General features: G+C 66.2%; 18 protein-coding genes and 1 tRNA gene. 7 read left to right on the top strand and 12 right to left on the bottom strand.

Annotation, left to right across the window (positions count from 1 at the left end):
- Positions 1 to 8 precede the first annotated feature (8 nt).
- Entirely contained in the window at positions 9 to 557 is a 549-nt protein-coding gene (locus MHZ35_RS05580) for a nucleoside 2-deoxyribosyltransferase domain-containing protein (RefSeq protein ID WP_239434717.1), read from the top strand.
- 5 nt (positions 558 to 562) lie between these two features.
- Here MHZ35_RS05580 and mltG read toward each other — a convergent pair whose 3' ends face one another.
- From mltG to fabD, 5 genes are all read right to left on the bottom strand, one after another.
- Positions 563 to 1,531, bottom strand: a complete 969-nt coding sequence (mltG, locus tag MHZ35_RS05575) for an endolytic transglycosylase MltG (protein WP_446741016.1) — start codon at positions 1,529 to 1,531, stop codon at positions 563 to 565.
- Positions 1,532 to 1,568: 37 nt separating this feature from the next.
- Entirely contained in the window at positions 1,569 to 2,828 is a 1,260-nt protein-coding gene (gene fabF / locus MHZ35_RS05570) for a beta-ketoacyl-ACP synthase II (protein WP_239434715.1), read from the bottom strand.
- A gap of 130 nt (positions 2,829 to 2,958) precedes the next feature.
- Complete coding sequence (locus MHZ35_RS05565; RefSeq protein ID WP_125959575.1) at positions 2,959 to 3,195, bottom strand: acyl carrier protein; 237 nt, start codon at positions 3,193 to 3,195, stop codon at positions 2,959 to 2,961.
- 103 nt (positions 3,196 to 3,298) lie between these two features.
- Positions 3,299 to 4,036 carry a 3-oxoacyl-[acyl-carrier-protein] reductase gene (fabG, locus tag MHZ35_RS05560; protein WP_239434714.1) on the bottom strand — a complete coding sequence of 246 codons (738 nt, stop codon included), beginning with the start codon at positions 4,034 to 4,036 and terminating at the stop codon, positions 3,299 to 3,301.
- Between the two features lie 14 nt (positions 4,037 to 4,050).
- Complete coding sequence (fabD, locus tag MHZ35_RS05555; RefSeq protein ID WP_239434713.1) at positions 4,051 to 5,010, bottom strand: ACP S-malonyltransferase; 960 nt, start codon at positions 5,008 to 5,010, stop codon at positions 4,051 to 4,053.
- A 170-nt stretch (positions 5,011 to 5,180) separates the two neighbouring features.
- Here fabD and MHZ35_RS05550 point away from each other — a divergent pair, with 170 nt between their 5' ends.
- From MHZ35_RS05550 to MHZ35_RS05530, 5 genes are all read left to right on the top strand, one after another.
- Positions 5,181 to 5,564: an RcnB family protein gene (locus tag MHZ35_RS05550; RefSeq protein WP_239434712.1), complete on the top strand. Its 384-nt coding sequence runs from the start codon at positions 5,181 to 5,183 to the stop codon at positions 5,562 to 5,564.
- Between the two features lie 171 nt (positions 5,565 to 5,735).
- The gene (rpsF, locus tag MHZ35_RS05545; RefSeq protein ID WP_125959571.1) at positions 5,736 to 6,152 is read left to right on the top strand and encodes a 30S ribosomal protein S6; all 417 of its coding nucleotides are present in this window, start codon (positions 5,736 to 5,738) and stop codon (positions 6,150 to 6,152) included.
- A gap of 12 nt (positions 6,153 to 6,164) precedes the next feature.
- Entirely contained in the window at positions 6,165 to 6,389 is a 225-nt protein-coding gene (gene rpsR, locus MHZ35_RS05540; RefSeq protein WP_125959570.1) for a 30S ribosomal protein S18, read from the top strand.
- A 12-nt stretch (positions 6,390 to 6,401) separates the two neighbouring features.
- A complete protein-coding gene (gene rplI, locus MHZ35_RS05535; protein ID WP_125959569.1) occupies positions 6,402 to 6,995 on the top strand; it encodes a 50S ribosomal protein L9 in 594 nt (197 codons plus the stop codon).
- 402 nt (positions 6,996 to 7,397) lie between these two features.
- Positions 7,398 to 7,472, top strand: a tRNA-Glu gene (locus MHZ35_RS05530).
- A 275-nt stretch (positions 7,473 to 7,747) separates the two neighbouring features.
- Here the strand turns inward: MHZ35_RS05530 and MHZ35_RS05525 are convergent.
- The 6 genes from MHZ35_RS05525 to MHZ35_RS05500 all read right to left on the bottom strand — a co-directional run bounded on the left by MHZ35_RS05525 (position 7,748) and on the right by MHZ35_RS05500 (position 17,039).
- Positions 7,748 to 9,655 (bottom strand): hybrid sensor histidine kinase/response regulator, encoded by a 1,908-nt coding sequence (locus MHZ35_RS05525; RefSeq protein ID WP_239434711.1) that lies wholly within the window; start codon positions 9,653 to 9,655, stop codon positions 7,748 to 7,750.
- 127 nt (positions 9,656 to 9,782) lie between these two features.
- Positions 9,783 to 11,186, bottom strand: coding sequence for an efflux transporter outer membrane subunit (locus tag MHZ35_RS05520; RefSeq protein WP_239434710.1), 1,404 nt, complete (start codon positions 11,184 to 11,186; stop codon positions 9,783 to 9,785).
- 11 nt (positions 11,187 to 11,197) lie between these two features.
- Complete coding sequence (locus tag MHZ35_RS05515) at positions 11,198 to 14,386, bottom strand: efflux RND transporter permease subunit (protein WP_239434709.1); 3,189 nt, start codon at positions 14,384 to 14,386, stop codon at positions 11,198 to 11,200.
- 79 nt (positions 14,387 to 14,465) lie between these two features.
- Positions 14,466 to 15,737, bottom strand: coding sequence for an efflux RND transporter periplasmic adaptor subunit (locus MHZ35_RS05510; protein ID WP_239434708.1), 1,272 nt, complete (start codon positions 15,735 to 15,737; stop codon positions 14,466 to 14,468).
- Entirely contained in the window at positions 15,734 to 16,132 is a 399-nt protein-coding gene (locus MHZ35_RS05505; protein ID WP_239434707.1) for a hypothetical protein, read from the bottom strand. Before MHZ35_RS05505 ends, MHZ35_RS05510 begins: the two co-directional genes overlap by 4 nt.
- Before the next feature lie 301 nt (positions 16,133 to 16,433).
- Positions 16,434 to 17,039, bottom strand: coding sequence for a TetR/AcrR family transcriptional regulator (locus MHZ35_RS05500; RefSeq protein ID WP_239434706.1), 606 nt, complete (start codon positions 17,037 to 17,039; stop codon positions 16,434 to 16,436).
- Positions 17,040 to 17,174: 135 nt separating this feature from the next.
- Here MHZ35_RS05500 and MHZ35_RS05495 point away from each other — a divergent pair, with 135 nt between their 5' ends.
- On the top strand, positions 17,175 to 18,251 hold the full coding sequence (locus MHZ35_RS05495; protein ID WP_239434705.1) for a lactonase family protein: 1,077 nt from the start codon (positions 17,175 to 17,177) through the stop codon (positions 18,249 to 18,251).
- Here the strand turns inward: MHZ35_RS05495 and MHZ35_RS05490 are convergent.
- Positions 18,196 to 19,395, bottom strand: coding sequence for a multidrug effflux MFS transporter (locus MHZ35_RS05490; protein WP_239434783.1), 1,200 nt, complete (start codon positions 19,393 to 19,395; stop codon positions 18,196 to 18,198). The two genes, MHZ35_RS05495 and MHZ35_RS05490, sit on opposite strands and share 56 nt — an antisense overlap.
- Positions 19,396 to 19,399: the final 4 nt, after the last annotated feature.

Raw genomic sequence — 19,399 nt, 5'->3', positions numbered from 1 at the left:
AATCAGGCGTGGGTCGCCTGCTGTCCGCACTGCTGCCGGCGCTCGCGGTCGTCCTCTCGGAGGCGGCTGCGGCCCAGCCGCGGCTGATTACGTCCCCCGCGCCGCTTCCTCGGGATCATGCGCACCCGCGCGTGTTCCTGGCCGGCAGCATCGACATGGGCAAGGCGACGGACTGGCAAGCCGAGTTCGTGAAAGCACTCGGCGACCTTGATGTGACGATCCTCAATCCGCGTCGGACGGACTGGAACCCGGCCTGGAAACCCGAAGCGACCGAACCCCAATTCCGCGAACAGGTCGAGTGGGAACTTAGCGCGCTCGAGTCCGCCGACGTGATCGTGCTCTATCTCGCACCCGGTACCCAGAGTCCCGTCAGCTTGCTGGAGATGGGACTGCATGCGCGGGCGGGCAAGCTGATCGTGCTGTGCCCGCCCGGCTTCTGGCGCAAGGGCAACGTCGACATCACCGCCGAGCGTTACGGCATCCGGCACGTGGAGAGCATGGAAGCGCTCACCGCAGAAGTACGCCGGCGGCTCACCAGCGCCAAGCGACCGAACTAGACGATCTACATTTCCCCGCGGGCGCGGCGGATCGCGTACCATTTGCGCACGTTGGCGTTGTGCTGTTCCAGCGTGTCCGCGAACACATGCCCGCCCGTGCCGTCCGCGACGAAATAGAGCGCGCTGGTCGCGGCGGGATTGAGCACCGCGTCGATCGACGCCCGCCCCGGGTTGGCGATCGGACCGACCGGCAGCCCGGGAGATGCATAGGTGTTGTAGCCGTTCTTCGCGCTCAGTTCCGATCGCAGGATCCGCCGACCGAGCGGCCGCCCCTTGGTCACCGGGTAGATGACGGTCGGATCCGCCTGAAGCGGCATGCCCTGCTTGAGGCGGTTGCTGTAGACGGCGGCGACCATGCGGCGCTCGGCCGCCTTGCCGGTCTCCTTCTCCACGATCGAGGCGAGAGTCAGAACCTCACGCGGACTATGAACTGCGGCCGTCGGCTTGCGCTGTTTCCAGGCGGCGGCGAGGTAGTCGCGCATCGCCTTCTGCATCTGGTCCAGGACCTGCTGCCGGGTGTCACCGCGCTGGTAATTGTAGCTGTCCGGTAGAACGCTGCCTTCTTCGGGGATCGCAACCGACCCCGTGAGATAGGGCGCGCGCATCAGCGCCTCATGCACGAGGACAGAGGGCATGCCCTCCGGCACCGTGACCCGACGCTGGATGACCTTGCCGCTCTGGAGGAGCTCGAGCACATCGGACTGGCTCGCGTGGGCTGGAACCTCATACTCGCCCGCGCGGATGGGAGCGTCCGAGCCGAACACGCGGGCGAACAGCAGGAACCGGTTGGCAGAGCGGATCGCACCAGCCTTCTCCAATTCGGTCGCCGCGCGGGAAAGGCTGGCGCCGCTGGGCACCACCACCGCCAGGTTCTTCTCTGCGGGGCCCGCACCGGTCCAGCTGCTGGCCACCCCGAAGAGGGCGGCCAACAACGCCAGCGCGAGCACCATTCCCAGACATCCCGGACGGCGCATCAGCCGCAAATCCTGGTGTGCGGCGATGCGCCGTTCATCAGATCGCCTTCATCACCAGCGAGGCGTTGGTACCGCCGAAGCCGAACGAGTTGTTCAGGATCGCCTTGACCTTACGCTCCTTGGCCACGTGCGGGACCAGGTCCACGCCCGCGCAATTCTCGCTCGGATTGTCGAGGTTCAGCGTCGGCGGAACGATGCCGTCGCGCATCGCCAAGATGCAGAAGATCGACTCGACCGCACCCGCGCCGCCGAGCAGATGGCCAATCGCCGACTTGGTCGAGCTCATCGAGACCCCGTCCATCGCGCTGCCGAACAGGCGGCGGACCGCCCCCAATTCCAGCTCGTCGCCGAGCGGCGTCGAGGTCCCGTGCGCGTTGATATAGTCGATGTCCGACAGCGACAGACCCGACTTGCGCAGCGCCATCTCCATCGAGCGGAACGCGCCCGAACCTTCCGGATGCGGTGCCGTCACGTGATAGGCGTCGCCGGACAGGCCATAGCCAATGACCTCGGCATAGATCTTCGCGCCGCGCTTCTTGGCGTGCTCATACTCCTCGAGCACGACCACGCCCGCGCCTTCGCCCATGACGAAGCCGTCGCGGTCGCGGTCGTACGGGCGGCTGCCCTTGGTCGGATCGTCTCGGAAGCCGGTGGACAGCGCACGCGCTTGGCCGAAGCCCGCAATGCCGATCGGGCAGATCGCACCTTCGGCACCACCCGCGAGCATCACGTCCGCGTCGTCCATCGCGATCATCCGGGCGGCGTCACCGATCGAATGCGCACCGGTCGAGCAGGCGGTGACCACCGCATGGTTCGGGCCCATCAGGCCGTACTTGATCGAAACCTGGCCAGAGATCAGGTTGATGAGGCGGCCATGAACGAAGTGCGGCGAGACGCGCTTCGGCCCCTTTGTGGCGAGCACCAGCGACTCGCTCTCGATCCCCGGGAGACCGCCGATCCCCGCACCGATGGAGCAGCCGGCGCGGTAACGCTCTTCCTCGCTCATGTCGGTAAGGCCAGCGTCCTCGATCGCCTGACCGGCGGCATCGATGCCATAGACGATGAACGGATCGACCTGGCGCTGGACCTTGTGGTCGACGCGCTTGTTCGGGTCGAAGCCATACTCATGGTCGGCCGGCTTCACCTCACACGCATAGTTGGTGTGGAAGTCGGTCGCGTCGAAGCGGGTGATGGTGGCGGCGCCAGACTTGCTGGCGATGATGTTCTTCCAGGCCGTCTCGACATCGGCACCCAGCGGGGTGACGAGCCCGAGCCCGGTCACGACTACGCGGCGCATGGCAACTCTCCGTCTGTGCTCTCAAATGCGAACGGCCCCCCGCCCCTCGCTTGTCGCGGCGGGACGGAGGGCCGTTCCTGATCGGCGTCAGCCGCGGCCCCGTCGCTTAGTGCGACCGGGCCGGCAAGGCTCAGCCCTTGTGCTCGTCGATGTAGGCGATCGCGTCCTTCACGGTCGTGATCTTCTCGGCGGCGTCGTCCGGAATCTCGACCCCGAACTCTTCCTCGAACGCCATGACCAGCTCGACGATGTCGAGGCTGTCCGCGCCCAGGTCGTCGATGAAGCTGGCGTCCTCGGTCACCTTCTCGGCTTCGACGCCCAGATGCTCGACGACGATCTTCTTCACGCGATCGGCGGTCTCGCTCATTCCCTGTTCCTCTTTCAAAATGCAGTAACGCGAATTCCTGAACGCACCTAGAACGGCGTCCGTTCGCTGGCAAGAGCCCCGGCGCGCCGGAGCGTGCCGGACGTCAGATCATCGCCATCCCGCCGTTGACGTGCAAGGTCTGGCCGGTGACGTAGCCCGCCTCCCGGCTGGCGAGATAGACGACGGCTGCACCGATGTCCTCGCCGGTGCCAAGGTCACCCGCCGGGATCTTGCCCAGCAGCGCCTGCTTCTGGGCGTCGGGCAGCACGTCGGTCATGGCCGAACGGATGAAGCCCGGAGCCACGCAGTTCACGGTGATCCCGCGGCTCGCCAGCTCCTGCGCCAGCGCTTTTGACATGCCGACCAGGCCGGCCTTCGACGCGGCGTAGTTTGCCTGGCCCGGATTGCCGGTCTGGCCCACCACCGAGGTGATCGAGACGATGCGTCCGAAACGGGCCTTCATCATCGGCTTGGCGGCAGCGCGTGCGAGGCGGAACGCCGCCTCCAGGTTGACGCGGATCACCTGATCCCACTCGTCGTCCTTCATTCGCATCGCCAGATTGTCGCGGGTGACGCCGGCATTGTTGACGAGAATCTCGAGCTTGCCGAGCGCCTGCACCGCCTGCGGCACCAGTTGGTCCACCGCTGCGCCATCGGAGAGATTGCACGGCAGCGCCACGTGATCGCCACCCAGCTCTGCCTTGAAGGCCTCGAGCTTGTCGAGGTTGGAGCCCGAGAGCGCGAGGCGTGCGCCCTGCCCCGCCAGAGCCTTGGCGATCGCCGAACCGATGCCGCCCGACGCGCCGGTCACCAGCGCGGTCATGCCTGTAAGATCGAACATATTCTGATCCCTGTTCAAAGGCGCGCTACGAGCGCCTCGATATCGTCCATCGTCACGACGCTGGTTGTGGTCGCGTCGGGTGCGATCCGCTTGACCATCGGCCCCAGCACCTTGCCGCCAAGCTCCACGAAGTCGCTCACGCCGGCATCCTGCATCGCCAGCACGGATTCGCGCCAGCGCACCATGCCGGTAACTTGCTGTACCAGCGCCACGCGGATCGCACCCGGATCGGCGATCGCCACCGCATCGACATTGGCATAGACCGGGACCAGCGGTGCCCGCAGGTCGGCGTCGAGCAGCGCATTCTCCATCGCCTCTGCCGCCGGCTGCATCAGCGGGCAGTGGAACGGCGCCGAGACCGGCAGCAGCAACGCACGCTTGGCGCCCATTTCCTTTGCCAACGCCACCGCGCGCTCGATTGCCTGCCGATGGCCGGAGATCACCACCTGGCTGGGATCATTGTCGTTCGCGACCGTGGAGACGAGCTGCGGACCACCCTCGGCCAGGATCGAATCGGCAGCAGCGCCGGCAATCGTCTGCGCCTTCTCCAAATCGACGCCCAGCAGCGCAGCCATGGCGCCCTCGCCCACCGGCACCGCCGCCTGCATCGCCTGTCCACGCAGCTTGAGAAGGCGGGCGGCGGTTGCAAGGTCGAACGCGCCGGCTGCGCAAAGGGCGGTATATTCGCCCAGCGAATGGCCGGCGACGAAGTCCGCCTTCTCGGCCAGGCGGACGCCGCCTTCCTTTTCCAGCACGCGCAACACCGCGATCGCGTTCGCCATGATCGCCGGCTGCGCGTTCTCGGTCAGCGTCAGCTCGTCGGCCGGGCCTTCGCTCATCAGCCGGAAGAGGTTCTGGCCGAGCGCGTCGTCGACCTCACCGAACACCTCGCGGGCATAAGGCGAGGCGGCGGCGAGCGCCGCCCCCATGCCGACAGACTGGCTCCCCTGGCCAGGAAAGATGAAAGCGCGCACGTGCCTCTCCTTGAAACGTGAGGCGCCGTTAGGCCGAGCACGAAGATGAACGCAAGCCCATGAGCCGCGACAGGTTGCGACCATTTCGCGGCACCAACGACAAACGCTTGCGACAGCCAACCCCCAGATTGCCTTCATCGCCACTGAGGGTGATGAAGGAGTAGGTTCCCATGAAGAAGTTCGTTCTCGCCGCCGTCGCTGCTTCGCTGCTCGCGACGCCCGCCATGGCCGCGCCGCAGCGTTCGGACCATGGACCGCACCGCACTGTGGAGCGGTCCACCGTCGTCAAGAAGCAGGTGACCCGCACGCCCCAGCGCCACTATCAGCAGCAGCCCAGCCGCCAGCAGTATCAGAACGTCCGCAACTGGCAGCGCGGCGAACGGTTCGACAGCCGCTACGCCCGCAACTATCGCCAGATCGACTACCGCGGCAGCAGCCGGCTCTATGCTCCGCCCCGCGGCTACCAGTGGGTGCAGTCGGGTAACGACGCGGTGCTGGTCGCATTGACGAGCGGGTTGATCGGAGCCGTGATCGGCGGCGTGCTTGCCAACTGATCGCAGGCGGGTTCGCCAACTAAACACCTTGCCTTTCGCCGCTTTTGCGGTACAGGCACGGGTCCTCGGGGGTGGAAGGCACGTCCTTCCGCCCTCATTTGATTTTGGGACGACAGTCGGAGGGGCGCCGCACGGGGCGGCGTCAGCGATCGGCCAACATAGGTAAGCAGCATGGCTCTGTACGAGCATGTGTTCCTTGCGCGCCAGGATCTGGCACAGGCGCAGGTGGACCAGCTGGCGGAAACCGCCACGAAGATCATCGAAGACAACAACGGCAAGGTCGTGAAGACCGAGACCTGGGGGCTGCGCTCGCTGGCCTACCGGATCGCCAAGAACCGCAAGGCGCACTACGTCATGCTCGAGATCGACGCGCCCGCAGGCGTGGTCGCCGAGCTGGAGCGCCAGACCCAGATCAACGAGGACGTGATCCGCTTCATGACCGTCAAGGTCGACAAGCTGGAAGACGGCCCGACCGTGATGATGCGCAAGAGCGAGCGTTCGGAGCGTGGCGACCGTGGTGGTCGTGGCCGCGACCGCGACGATCGTGGTCCCCGCGAAGACCGCGGCCCGCGCCGCGAAGAAGCGTAAAGGAGCATCATCATGGCACGACCGTTTTTCCGCCGCCGCAAGAGCTGCCCCTTTTCGGGCAAGGACGCTCCCCGGATCGACTATAAGGACGTCCGTCTGCTCCAGGGCTTCGTGTCCGAGCGTGGCAAGATCGTCCCGTCGCGCATCACCTCGGTGAGCGCAAAGAAGCAGCGCGAGCTGGCGCAGGCCATCAAGCGCGCACGCCATCTGGGCCTGCTGCCCTACATCGTGAAGTAAGGAGCGCCCGACATGGACGTCATTCTGCTGGAGCGGGTCGAGAAGCTCGGCCACATCGGCGACGTGGTGAAGGTGAAGGACGGCTTCGCCCGTAACTTCCTCCTCCCGCGCAAGAAGGCGCTGCGCGCCAACGAAGCCAACCGCAAGGTCTTCGAAGCCAACCGTGAGCGCATCGAGGCCGAAAACGCCTCGCGTCGCACCGACGCACAGGCCGAAGCCAAGACGCTCGAGGGCGTGTCGGTGACCCTGATCCGTCAGGCGTCGAACACCGGCCAGCTGTACGGCTCGGTCGCGGTGCGCGACCTGGTCGAGGCGCTGGTCGCCGACGGCCACAAGGTCAACAAGGCACAGGTCGTGCTCGATCGCCCGATCAAGGCGATCGGCCTGCACGAAGTCCGCGTCGCGCTGCACCCGGAAGTCGCGGTGACCGTCAAGGTCAACGTCGCACGTTCGCCGGAAGAGGCCGACATGCAGGCGCAGGGCGTCGACGTGATGGCTGCGATGTTCGAGCAGGACACCGCCGGCTTCACCGAGGACTATGACCCCAACGCCGAGCCGGGCGAGATCGCGCGCGACGAAGCGCCGGTCGAGGGCGAAGAAGCCTAAGCCACTCGCGGCAACGCAAAACAGGAAGGGCCGCCGGGATCATCCCGGCGGCCCTTTCTTTTTGCCTTCCGCGGAAGCGCGCGCTCTAGGGCTCGATCAGTGCACCATCACATAGGCACTGACCACCGCCACCAGCGGCACCGAAGCGAAGACCACGGGAACGAACTTGAACATCACATCACCTACAAGGTTGTTGCTGCTTCAATGCGCGACCGAGGGAAAGGTTGCCAAAGGATGAACGGCAAGTCCGGGCTCCGCATCGGTGCGAGCTCGGCGGGCCGGACCTACAAGTCACATTTTTTTGAAGCGACCCCAAGTGGTTACGAAAAAGAGTTGGCGGAGCGAATTGGCTGCTTGACGTGCTCAGCCTCCGACCGTAAACGGCCACCTCACCAAGCGATTGGCCCCTTCGTCTAGCGGTTAGGACGTCGCCCTCTCACGGCGAAAACACGAGTTCGATTCTCGTAGGGGTCACCATCTTCGGCGCAAACGCCACTGCGAGTGACAAGTCTCACTAGAGGCACCAGCATCCAACTCTCCTGACCGGATACGCGGCACCCGCCGCACGGCAGTTGCCTACGGGATCATCCCTGGGCGAGCGCGGACGGGCTATACCCGGCACCTACCGCACCTATGTCAAAGCTGGCAGACGACAGTGGCCTGGCGAAGGCCGCGGCACGATGAACACGCCTACCCGGCCCTTGCTCAGGCGCTCACCTGATTCCTGATTTCGCTGCGCACACGCGTCCCCGTCAGGCCCGGTTCTCCAGCAGCTGCTTCACTCCTGCTGCGAGGGTCTCGAGCTTGTAGGGCTTGCGGAGGATTGGAAACTCGCGCTCGTCGGCAGGGATGAACTGCTTGCTGCTGTAGCCGCTCGCGAGCAGCACCGGCAGCGAGTAGCCCAGTTCCCTGGCGCGTTGCGCCAGGTCGAGCCCGCTGAGCCTGGGCATCACGATGTCCGAGAAGATGATGTCGAACGTATCCGACTGGAGCAGCGCCAGCGCTTCTTCGCCATCGGACGCCTGGGTGACCACGCAGCCGAGATCCTCGAGCAGCTGGCGGGCGAAATAGCGGACGTGCTCGCTGTCCTCGACCAGCAGAACCCGAAGCCCATGTGGGATCGAGATATCTCCGGCGTCACTGACGTCTTCGCGAGCGGCCTTCTCCGTACGCGGCAGAAGCATGTGCACTGCGGTTCCCACGCCCACCTGCGACTCGATGTCGACCGCGCCGCCGGACTGCGTGGCGAACCCGTGGATCTGCGAGAGGCCGAGGCCAGTCCCCTTGCCCGTAGGCTTGGTGGTGAAGAACGGCTCGAAGACGCGCTCCAACCGCTCGGGAGGAATACCCTCGCCCGTGTCGCTGATCGACAGCCGGACCATGTCGACGCTGGGCGTCGACCAGTTGCGCGTCGAGATGGTGATGCGCCCGCCGTTCGGCATCGCGTCGCGCGCGTTCAGCACCGCGTTGAGAAGCGCCGTTTCAAGACCCGTCGGATCGATCTCGACCCGCCAAAGCGCCGGGAACAGGTCCAGCTGCAGGTCGTATTGGCTCCCGAGCGTGCGCTGGAGCATCTCGCCCAGCGCATCCAGGCGGACGCTTAGGTCGATCACCTCCGGCTCCAGCGGCTGGCGCCGGGCAAAGGCAAGAAGCTGCGAGGTGAGGCTCGTCGCCCGCTCGGCGGTTTCCAGCATCACATGCAAATAGCGACTGCGCTTTTCGACCGGCAGATCCGGCTGTCGCAAGAGGAAGTCGGCGGCACCGCGCATCACCGTCATCAGATTGTTGAAGTCGTGCGCGATGCCCCCCGCCAGCTCACCCAGCGCCTGAAGCTTCTGCGATTGGAGCAGGGCAGCCTGGGTCTGTCGCAGTTCGTCGCTTGCACGAACCTTCTCGCTGATGTCGCGCGTGATCTTCGCGAAGCCGACGTGCTGACCGGCGCCGTTGTAGATCGGATCGATCACCACGTGCGCCCAGAACAGCGAACCGTCCTTCCGGACCCGCTGCGCCTCGGCCTCGAACTTGCCTTCACCCAGAGCGGTGGCCAAGGCTGCTGCCGGCGCACCGCGGGCGCGGTCCTCCTCGGTGTAGAAGCGTGAGAAATGCTGGCCCAGCACTTCCGCTTCCTCATACCCCTTGATGGCGCGCGCGCCCGAATTCCAGCTCGTGATCCGGCCGCTGCGATCCAGCATGTAGATCGCATAGTCGCGCACGCCCTGCACGAGCAGGCGGAACTGGAGTTCACTGTCGTACGTCGCGCGCTCTAGCCGGCGCTTTTCCGTGATGTCGCGGGTGATTTTGGCATAGCCGAGCAACGTCCCGTTCTCGGCTCGGATCGGATCGAGCACGGCATGCGCCCAGAATTGCCCGCCGTCCTTGCGGACGCGCCACCCTTCGGCTTCGAACCGGCCTTCGCGGGCGGCGATCCGAAGCGCCCGCCCCGGCAGATCCGCCTTGCGATCCTCCGAGGTGAAGAAGCGCGAGAAATGCTGGCCGACGATCTCGTCGGGGGAATAGCCCTTGAAGCGTTCGGCACCGGCGTTCCAGGTGACGATATGGCCTTCCGGATCGAGCATGTAGATCGCGTAGTCGGTGACGGACTGTACCAGCAGCTCGAACCGGCGGTTCGCAACATGATCCTCAAACGCCGATGCGGCCATTCCAAATCCTAAGCATCACCACCGCCCCCGAACCCCAGTGCTTGCAGCTAAATCGGTCACGAAATCAAGCTCGTTACGCAGCCGCATGCATCCTTGGTCCGGCAGGAAATGGTGTCGGACTACGCAGTCATGCGGCTTCTTCATTTTGCCAGCCCCCGCCCAGGGCGCGGAAGAGATCGACCTGGGCGTCAGCGATGAAGGCGTCGGCGTTCGCCAGCGCGGCCTCCGCATCGGCAAAGGTGCGTTCCGCATCGAGGAGTGCGAGAGAGTCGATGTCGCCCTCGCGCTGCCGCGCCCGCGCGATGTTTACGGCGGCTTCCGCTTCATTGCGCGCGGCCTGGAGTGCCGTCCGCCTGTCCAGCGCATTGGCGTAGGCTGAGAGCGCCGTCTCCGTCTCTTGCAGTGCCCGGAGGACGGAGCCGTCGAAGTCTGCCAGAGCCTCTCGGCTTTCCGCCTCGGCGGCGGCCACACGGGCCCGCGCGGGTCCCGGGTTCACTGCCCAGTTCAGCAAGCCTCCCACCAGCCACCGCAACGGCCCCGCACCGAAGACGTCGCCGATATCCGTGCCGGTCGAACCTCCGGACGCTCCGAGGGTGATCCGCGGATACAGGTCCGCGGTCGCCACGCCGATCCGCGCGGTCGCGGCGGCGAGCCTTCGCTCGGCTGCGCGAACGTCCGGACGCCTGGCGAGCAGCGCAGCCCCGTCGCCCACCGGGATCGGCTGGTTCAGCCGAAGCGTGGACGTCCGCGCCGCAGCAACCGGCGGAAGATCGGCGGGGGTGCGGCCAGTCAGCAGGGCCAGACGGAACAGCGCCGCGTCGCGCTCGGCGCGAAGCGTGGGAACCTGCGCCTGACGCTCATTCCGCAGAGCGCCGATGCGTGCCGTGTCGAGCCGCGTTCCTTCACCGACGCTGCGACGCCGTTCGGTCAGGTCGAGCGACCGGTCGAGCAGTTGCACGATATGCTCGGCGACCTTCATCCGTTCCGCGGCAGACGCGGCATCGGCATAGGCACGGGTGGTCTCGGCAACCACCGCCACGCGGACTGCTTCCGCATCGGCAACTGCTGCGCCGACATCGCCTCTCGATGCCTCCACATTGCGCGAGAGGCGTCCGAACAAGTCGGCCTCATAGCTGACGTTCAGTCCAACATCGATTTGCCAGTTCTCGCGGGACATGCCGGGCACCCGCTGCATTTCGGGCGTCCTCCCGTAGTTCGCGCCCGCGCCGAGCGTAGCCTGCGGAAGCTGGTTTGCGCGGGCGCCGCGCAGAAGGGCGCGCGCGCGCTCGACGCGGGCGGCGGCGGCCCGCACATCCGTGTTGGCCGCCAGAGCGTCGGCGACCAGCTGGTTGAGCACGGGATCGTCGTAGAGCCGCCACCAATCGCCCTTCACCGGCTCCGGGGTGACGACGGCGGTCGCGGCGACAAAGCTGCCGCCGGCGCTTTGCGGATGCTTCGGGGCCGCATAGTCGGGGCCTGCGGCACAGGCGGCAAGCGCCAGCGCCGAGGTGGTGATCAGGATCGAACGCATCGGGGCCCTCCTTATTCAGCGGGCTGGAAGTGAGGTGCGGCGTCGCGGCCCGCAGCCTTGCGGGAGCGAAGGCGGGCGATGCGATCGCCCAGCGCGCGGCACACGACGTAGAAGGTCGGGGTGAACAGCAGGCCGAAAGCGGTCACGCCCATCATCCCGAAGAACACCGCCGTACCCAGCGCCTGGCGGAGCTCCGCCCCGGCACCGCTCGCGATCAGCAACGGCACCGCACCCAGGATGAAGGCGAACGAGGTCATCAGGATCGGCCGCAGTCGGTCATGTGCGGCGCGAACCGCTGCCTCCACGGTCGAGAGGCCGTCCTGCTCCTCCGCCTGCTTTGCGAACTCCACCACCAGGATGGCGTTCTTGGCAGCGAGCGCGATCAGCACCACCAACCCGATCTGGGTCAGGACGTTGTTGTCCATTCCCCGCAGATTGACGCCCGCCATGGCGGCCAGAAGGCACATGGGCACGATCAGGATGATCGCCAGCGGCATCGTCAGGCTTTCATACTGCGCCGCGAGCACCAGGAAGACGAACAGCACGGCCAGCGCAAACACCAGGCCTGCTGTGCTGCCGGCCATCTTCTGCTGGAACGCGATGCCGGTCCACTCGGCTTCGTAGCCCGGTGGCAGCTCGCTCGCGAGCTTCTCCATCGTGAGCAGCGAGCGGCCGGAACTGTATCCAGGCGCGGTGTCGCCATCGACCTCCACCGCTGGGAAGAGGTTGTAGCGCGTGACGCGATACGGGCCGGTCTTGTTCTCGAAGGTGGAGACGGAGCCGATCGGCACCATCGCCCCGGAGTTCGAGCGCGTCTTCAGGTTGGCAATGTCTGCTTCTGTCGTGCGGAACGGTGCATCGGCCTGAGCAGTGACGCGATAGGTGCGTCCCAACATGTTGAAGTCGTTCACGAAGGCCGAACCCAGATAGACGTTCAGCGCCTCGAACACCCGCTCCGGCGGCACGCCCAAGAGGTCCGCCTTGCGCCGATCGATATCGGCGAAAACGCGCGGGGTGGCCGTGTTGAAGAAGGTGTAGACCTGCTGCAGGCCTTCGGTCTGGTTCGCCTTGCCGATCAGATCGAACGCCGTCTTGCCCAGTTCGGCATAGCCATGCTCGCCACGATCCTCGATCATCATGCGATAGCCACCGGCCGATCCGATACCCTGGATGAGCGGCGGCGGCACGACGAGCAGCATCGCCTCATTGATGTCGGCCGTACGCTTGCGCGCCTCGTCCATGATGCCGGCGTAGGTGACGCCCAGCTTCTTGCGCTCTTCGAAGGACTGCAGCGGGACATAGGCGGCCGCGCTGTTGGGCGCGAGCGTCTGCGACGGTCCGTCGAAGCCGGCGAGCATCACCGAGCCCTTCACGCCCTTGATGGGCAGGATGCGGGCCACGACCTTGCGCATCACCTCATCCGTGCGCTCGAGCGACGAGCCCGGCGGCAGCTGGATGACGGTCAGGAAGTAGCCCTGGTCCTGCGCCGGGATGAAGCCGACCGGCGTCACCCAGAACATGGCGACCGTTGCCGCGATCAGTCCGGCATAGGTCACCATCATGCGCTTCGGACGCGTGACCAGCACCCGGGTCAGGCGGCTGTAGCCGTGGCTCAGGCGATCGAAGCCCCGATTGAAGGCATCCGCCGCACGGCTGGTCATCCGTCCGATCCGGCCCTTGGGCTCTCCCTCATGCCCGGTCAGCAGCACCGCTGCGAGGGCGGGCGAGAGGGTGAGCGACACCAGCAGCGAGATTGCCGTTGCAACCGAGATCGTGACCGCGAACTGCTTGTAGAAGGCACCGGACAGCCCATTCAGGAACAGCGTCGGCAGGAACACCGCCAGCAGCACCAGCACGATGGCGACCAGCGCGCCGGACACCTCGTCCATGGACGTGCGCGCCGCCTCCAGCGCGGACATGCCGCGCGACAGGTTGCGCTCGACATTTTCCACCACGACGATCGCGTCGTCCACGACGATGCCGATCGCCAGCACCAGGCCGAACAGCGAAAGGTTGTTGAGCGAGTAGCCGAGCGGCAGCAGCACCGCCATCGTGCCGATCAGCGACACAGGAATGGCAACCACCGGGATGATCGCCGCCCGCCACTTCTGCAGGAAGACGATCACGACCAGCACGACCAGCAGCACCGCTTCGCCGAGCGTGTGGTAGACCGCGTCGATCGACTGGGAGATGAACTCCGTCGGATTGTAGATGACGCGATATTCCAGGCCCTTGGGGAAGTCCTTTGACATCGCCTCGAGCTCGTCCTCCACCGCTGTTGCAGCTGCGAGGGCGTTCGATCCCGGACGCTGGAACACGCCGAGGATGACGGTCGGCTGGTTCGACAAATAGGTGTTGGAGGAGTAGTCGGCGGCACCAAGTTCGACGCGCGCCACGTCGCTCACGCGCACCTGACGTCCATCGGCGTCGGTGCGGATGACGACGCGGCCGAACTCGGCCGGATCCTTCAGGCGACCCTGCGTCTCGATGTTGAGCTGAAACGCGTTGCCCGTCGGCGTGGAGCCGGGCTGACCGAGCGTGCCAGCGGCGACCTGGATGTTCTGTGCGCGCAGCGCCTGGACGATGTCGCCCGCCGTCAGGTTCAGTGCTGCGGCGCGGCCAGGATCGATCCACACCCGCATCGCGAAGTCGCGTGCGCCGAACATCCGGACATCGCCCACGCCCTCGATGCGCGCCAGCCGGTCCTTGACCTGGGTAAGCGCGTAGTTCGAGATATAGCTGCGATCGACCGACTTGTCGGGGGAGATCAGGTTGACCACCATCAGGAAGTCCGGCGTGGTCTTCCGCGTCACCACGCCAAGGCGCTGCACTTCCTCAGGCAGGCGCGGCACGGCGACTGCGACCCGGTTCTGCACCAGCACCTGCGCGGCATCGAGGTTGGTGCCGGACTTGAAGGTGACGGTGATCGTCACGTTGCCGTCGCCGGTCGACTGCGACGACTGGTACAGCATGTCGTCGACGCCATTGATCTCCTGCTCGATGGGCGCAGCAACGGTTTCGGCGACGGTCTCGGCAGAGGCGCCAGGATAGCTCGCCGTGACCGTGACGGTCGGCGGCACGATGTCTGGATATTGGGAGATCGGAAGCGCAAGATAGGCGATCGCACCGATGATCGTGATCACGATCGCGATGACGGCCGCGAAGATCGGGCGCGTGATGAAGAACCGCGAGAGGCGCATGGGGCCACTCCTCGTGCAAGAGATCAGAAAATGGAGGTGTCAGCCGCCGGGTGTTGGGGGCTTCCCGGCGGCTGACGGGTCACCGGGCGAAGGTTGCCTCGCCCGTGACCGGTGCCGTGAAGGTGGGTTGCTGCGCGGACGCGTCGGGCGCGATCCTGCCGGGCTTGGGCTGAACCTTGGCGCCCGGCATGGCCATTTGCGTGCCTGCGATCACCACCTTGTCCTGAGGGATCAGGCCGGAGCGGATGATGCGCAGGCCGTCGACCACGGGCCCGAGTTCGACCGGCTTGGGAGCAACCGTGCCGTCCGCACCGACGGTGAGCACGAGCTTGCGGGCCTGATCGGTCTGGATCGCCGCGTCCGGAACCATCAACGCGCGCGTCGTTCCGCCGGCCGACAATCGCATGTTGCCAAACATCCCCGGCGTCAGGAACAACCCGGGATTGCTCAGAACCGCACGCCCGCGGATCGTGCCCGATCGCGGATCGAGGCCATTGTCGGTGAAGTCCAGCCGCCCCTTCCACTTATAGTCCGCCTCATCCTGAAGACGGATTTCGACCGGCGATGCGGCTGCACCCGCCTCCCGGGCGCGCTTGGTCTTGAGGAACAGCGCCTCGGAACCGTCGAAGGTGAAGTAGATCGGGTCCAGTGCGTTGATCGTCGTCAGAAGCGATCCGCCCTGCCCCTCCCCGGCCGCGACCAGATTGCCCGGATCAACGCGGCGGTCCGAGATCCGACCGGAAATTGGGGCCCGTACCTGCGTGAACTCAACGTCCAAAGCACGGCTTCGTACACGCGCCTGCCCTGCGGCGACGGCGGCAGTCGCAGCGCGAACGCGTGCCTGCAACCGTTCGAGATCGCTCCTGGAGACGGCGTCCACGGCGACCAGCCGCTCTGCGCGGCCGAGATCCGCACGCGCGAGCGCAAGGTCGCTCTCCGCACTGGCGAGGCCAGCGCGCGCCTCCGCAAGCGCGGCGGTGAAGGGCCGCGGATCGATGGTGAAGAGCAGTTGTCCCTTGCGAACCACGGCTCCGTCGGTGAAGTGCACGCCCGTGATCGCACCGGCGACGCGCGGCCGGACCTCGACCGCGCGGCTCGCCTCGAACCGGCCGACGTAGTCGTCCCACTCGTTGATGTCGCGGACCAGCGGTGCCGCCACGGTGACCACCGGCGGCGGTGGCGCAGCGGGCGCGGCAGGTGCGCCCTTGAAGGCGATGCCGGTGCTGCCGACCACCAGCGCGATCGGCAGGGCTATGACGCCCGCGCGCTGCCAGAAGGGCAAGCGGCGGAAGCGCTTCGCGAGACCTGCTCGCGAAGTTTCTTCGGTCTCAACTCGGGAAATCATGTTCATCGGGTACGCCTTCCCTGGTTCAGGGCTGAGCGGCCGCGGCTGATGCTGTCGAGCAGGGTTTCGTACTGCTCGTGCGTGAAGCCGGCCTGGTGGAATGCACGAATTTCATGGCGGGGAACGGCATCGCCGTGATGCCACGCGAGTACGGACATCCGGCGCAGCGCCTCCAGGCGCGGATCCGCGAGCCGGGCGCTTCCGCTCTGGTTGCCGAAGACGGTGCCGAAAGCGATCGACAGCCGGCCCGGTGTCGCCAAGCTGGACAGTCGGTCCTTCTGTGCGATCGCCACAACCGACCACTCGAGTGCCGAGAAGCCGACCTCGCCCACGACAGCGGCCACATCGACCGGCGCAGCAACGGGAGCACCCTGCAATTCGGTGAAGTTCATATACGCCATCACTCGTCTCCTCCTGCTGGACCGAGCCAGGGCGCACGCCCTCCTGCCGCGCGGAACGCCTCCGCCGGCCTGCCGGTCTCTGTCATTCAAGGGCACGACCCGGCCTGTCGCGCAGGAGGGGTCCTGCGGCGCTCGTCCGGTCCGTTGGTTCAATTTGCTGAAGTCGCCGTCGGGGTTGGCCCCCGCTCAACGCTACCTTTATCTTCTATACCGCCCAGTATAGAAACGCGGAGCAGACGGTCAAGAGCCTTTTCATACCGTACGGTACTTTTTGCAAGCGCGTAGTGAGAACTCGATCGGCTTACGCCTCAGGCCACATCGCGAGGCTGGTATCGATCAGCGCCTTCAGGTCCTGGCACGAGGCACCAGCCCCGCCCTGAACGGCCAATCCTTGCATGATCGCGGTGAGATAGCTGGTCAGCCCGACGGCATCGGTATCGGGTGGCAGGTCACCTTCTGCCTTCGCCCGCTCGAAGCGATCGATCAGTCCCTGTTTGGCGACTCGGCCGCGATGGATCACCTCCGCGCGGATCGACTCGGCCTCCGCACCGCAGGCGACGGCGTTGATCACGCCCATGCAGCCTTTGGGATCGGAATTGCTCATCTGCATTTCCAACGCACTGCGCAACAGATGCTCGGCCACCTTCCGCGCCGTCGACTCCTTCAGCGCCTCGCCGATGTAGTCGAGCTTCTCGCGTTCGTAGAGGTCGAGAGCCATCTTGAAGAGCGCTTCCTTGTTGCCGAACGCGGCGTACAGGCTGGGACGCGTGATCCCCATCGCCTCGGTAAGGTCGGTAAGCGACGCGCCCTCGTAGCCCTTGCTCCAGAACACCCGCAGCGCGGCGGCAAGCGCCGTGTCGGCACAGAACTCGCGCGGACGACCCTTTGCGGAACAGCAAGCTTTCATAATGGTCGGTACATAATGAGTGCGCCGGAGAAATCCAGCGCCTTCCGCGGAAAAGCCCTTCGCGGCCTTAAAGGGGAACCGATACGGACCTGTCGCCTTTGACCTGAAGAGGCCACCAGCAAGTCGGAGAGGACAATGGACGAAGCTCGTGGACTCGTATTTGCGGCGGGCTACGCGGAGCCGGGCGCACGCGGGCTCTATCCGCTCACGATCACGGGCGAAGGCCTGACGGGAGGCCCGGCGCTTGCCGCGTACGTCAACGTCTCCGCAGGAATACGACGGCCGGGCTCCGGGCTTTGGTATTTCGTCGACGAGAAGGCAGGCCGGGTGGTGCTTGCGGACGCCGATGCAGACTGGCGGGAGGTGGCCTCCGTATCGTCGGGCGGCGATGGTCCGTGTCACCTGGCGCTCGACGGTTCCGGTCGGCTGCTCGCGATCGCCAACTACGCGAGCGGGACGGTTGCGATGTACCGCCTCGATCCGGAGGGCCTGCCTTCCGGCCCGCCGGCCATCCACCAGAACGAGGGTCAGGGGCCGAACGTCGAGCGCCAGGAAGGGCCACATGCCCACTGGGTCGGCTTCGCTGCCGACGGACGGCTCTATGTCGCAGACCTGGGGGCCGACCAGATCCTCGCGTTTCCGACCCATAGCTCGACAGGCGCTTTGGGCGAGCCCAGCATCGCCTATGTCGCGCCACCGGGTTCCGGCCCGCGCCAGCTGGCGTTCCACCCCACCCTGCCGATCGCTTTCCTGGTGAGCGAACTCGCGTCGACCTTGACCGTCCTCGGGATGGAAGAAAGCGGCGCACTTTCAGCGCAGCGCATCCTCTCCACTCTGCCGGCGGACGCCGCACCCGGCAGTCTCGGCGGCGCCGTTGCGCTCGACGCGGCGGGAACGCGCCTCTACGTCAGCAACCGCGGCCATGACAGCGTGGCGAGCTTCGCCATCGATCCAGAGGGTGAGGTCACGCTACTCGGGCACACCCCCAGCGGCGGCGCCTCCCCCCGCTTCCTGCTGCTACTCGAAGACCAGCTGCTCGCGGCGCATGAGAAGACCGGCGGCGTCACGATCCTCCCGCTCGACGGGACCGGACGCCCGAAGCCTACGGTTGGCCGGGCGGACGTGCCCGGCGCAGCATTCCTCGGCGTGTGGCGCCCTATTGCGCGGGCAGGCGCGGGCGGAACAACTGGCCGCCTTCGATCACATAGATGATCGCGATCAGGGCGAGGCCGATCCCAAGGTAGCCGATCGCCAGCGGCAAGGTCGTCCCGCTGTACGACTGGCCGATCACCAGGCTCACGACGACCGCCCCCAGGCTCGTGATGAAGCCCTGCAGCGAGGATGCAGTGCCGGCGATGTGGCCGACCGGCTCCATCGCCATCGCGCCGAAGTTGGAGCCGCACAGGCCGATGCAGGTCATGCTCAGCGCCTGGAACACGATGTAGCTCGTCAGTGTCTCCAGCCCGGCCTCGATCACGACCACATGGACGACGGACAGGGTGATGAGCGCGAGCACGGCGGACTGAGAGATGAGCCGTGTGCCCAGCCGCTCCACCAGCCGGCTGTTCGCAAAGGAAGCGACGCCCATGGCGAAGGCGCACAGCGCGAACAGCAGCGTGAAACGATCGCCTGCGCCGAACTCGTCGACGAAGATCTGCTGGGCCGAGGATACGAACGCAAGGATGCCACCAAAGGTCAGCGACGCGGCGATCGCATAGCCGATTGAGAAACGGTTGGTGAGGGTCAGGCGGTAGCTCTGGCGAAGGGCCGCGAGCGAGATCGGAACCCGCCGAGCGAGCGGCAACGTCTCCGGCAGCCGCACCAGCGTCCAGGCGAGCACCACCGCGGCAAAGGCGCCGAGCGCGTAGAAGATGAAGCGCCAGGGTCCGAAGGCGAGCAGCGCCTGCCCCAACGTGGGTGCCAGGATTGGGACCAGGAAGAAGATCATCTGGGCGATCGACATGGTGCGCGCCATCTGGCGCCCGGATGCCCCGTCGCGAACAATGGCGACTGCCAGCACGCGGGTGGAGGCGGACATCAGCCCCTGAAGCAACCGCGCCCCAAGCAGGCCCGCAAAGGTCACCGATCCGGCGGCGAAGATGGCCGCGGCAACAAAGCCCGCCAAGGTGCCCACCAGGATCGGCTTGCGTCCGAAGCGGTCGGCAAGCGGGCCATAGACCAGCTGCCCGGCGCCGAAGCCCAACATATAGGCGGTGACGATCCACTGCCGATGGTTGGGCGTGCTCACCGACAAATCGTGGCCGATATCTGCAAGCGCAGGCAGCATCAGGTCGACGCCCAGCGCGTTGACCGCCATAACCGCCGCGATGAAGGCGACGAACTCTCGCGGGTGCATGCCG

The sequence above is a fragment of the Sphingomonas sp. ACRSK genome, assembly GCF_022346685.1.
GTDB lineage: Bacteria > Pseudomonadota > Alphaproteobacteria > Sphingomonadales > Sphingomonadaceae > Sphingomonas > Sphingomonas molluscorum.
The sequence above is the reverse complement of the archived record's forward strand: the minus strand, read 5'-3'. Positions and strand labels throughout refer to the sequence as shown.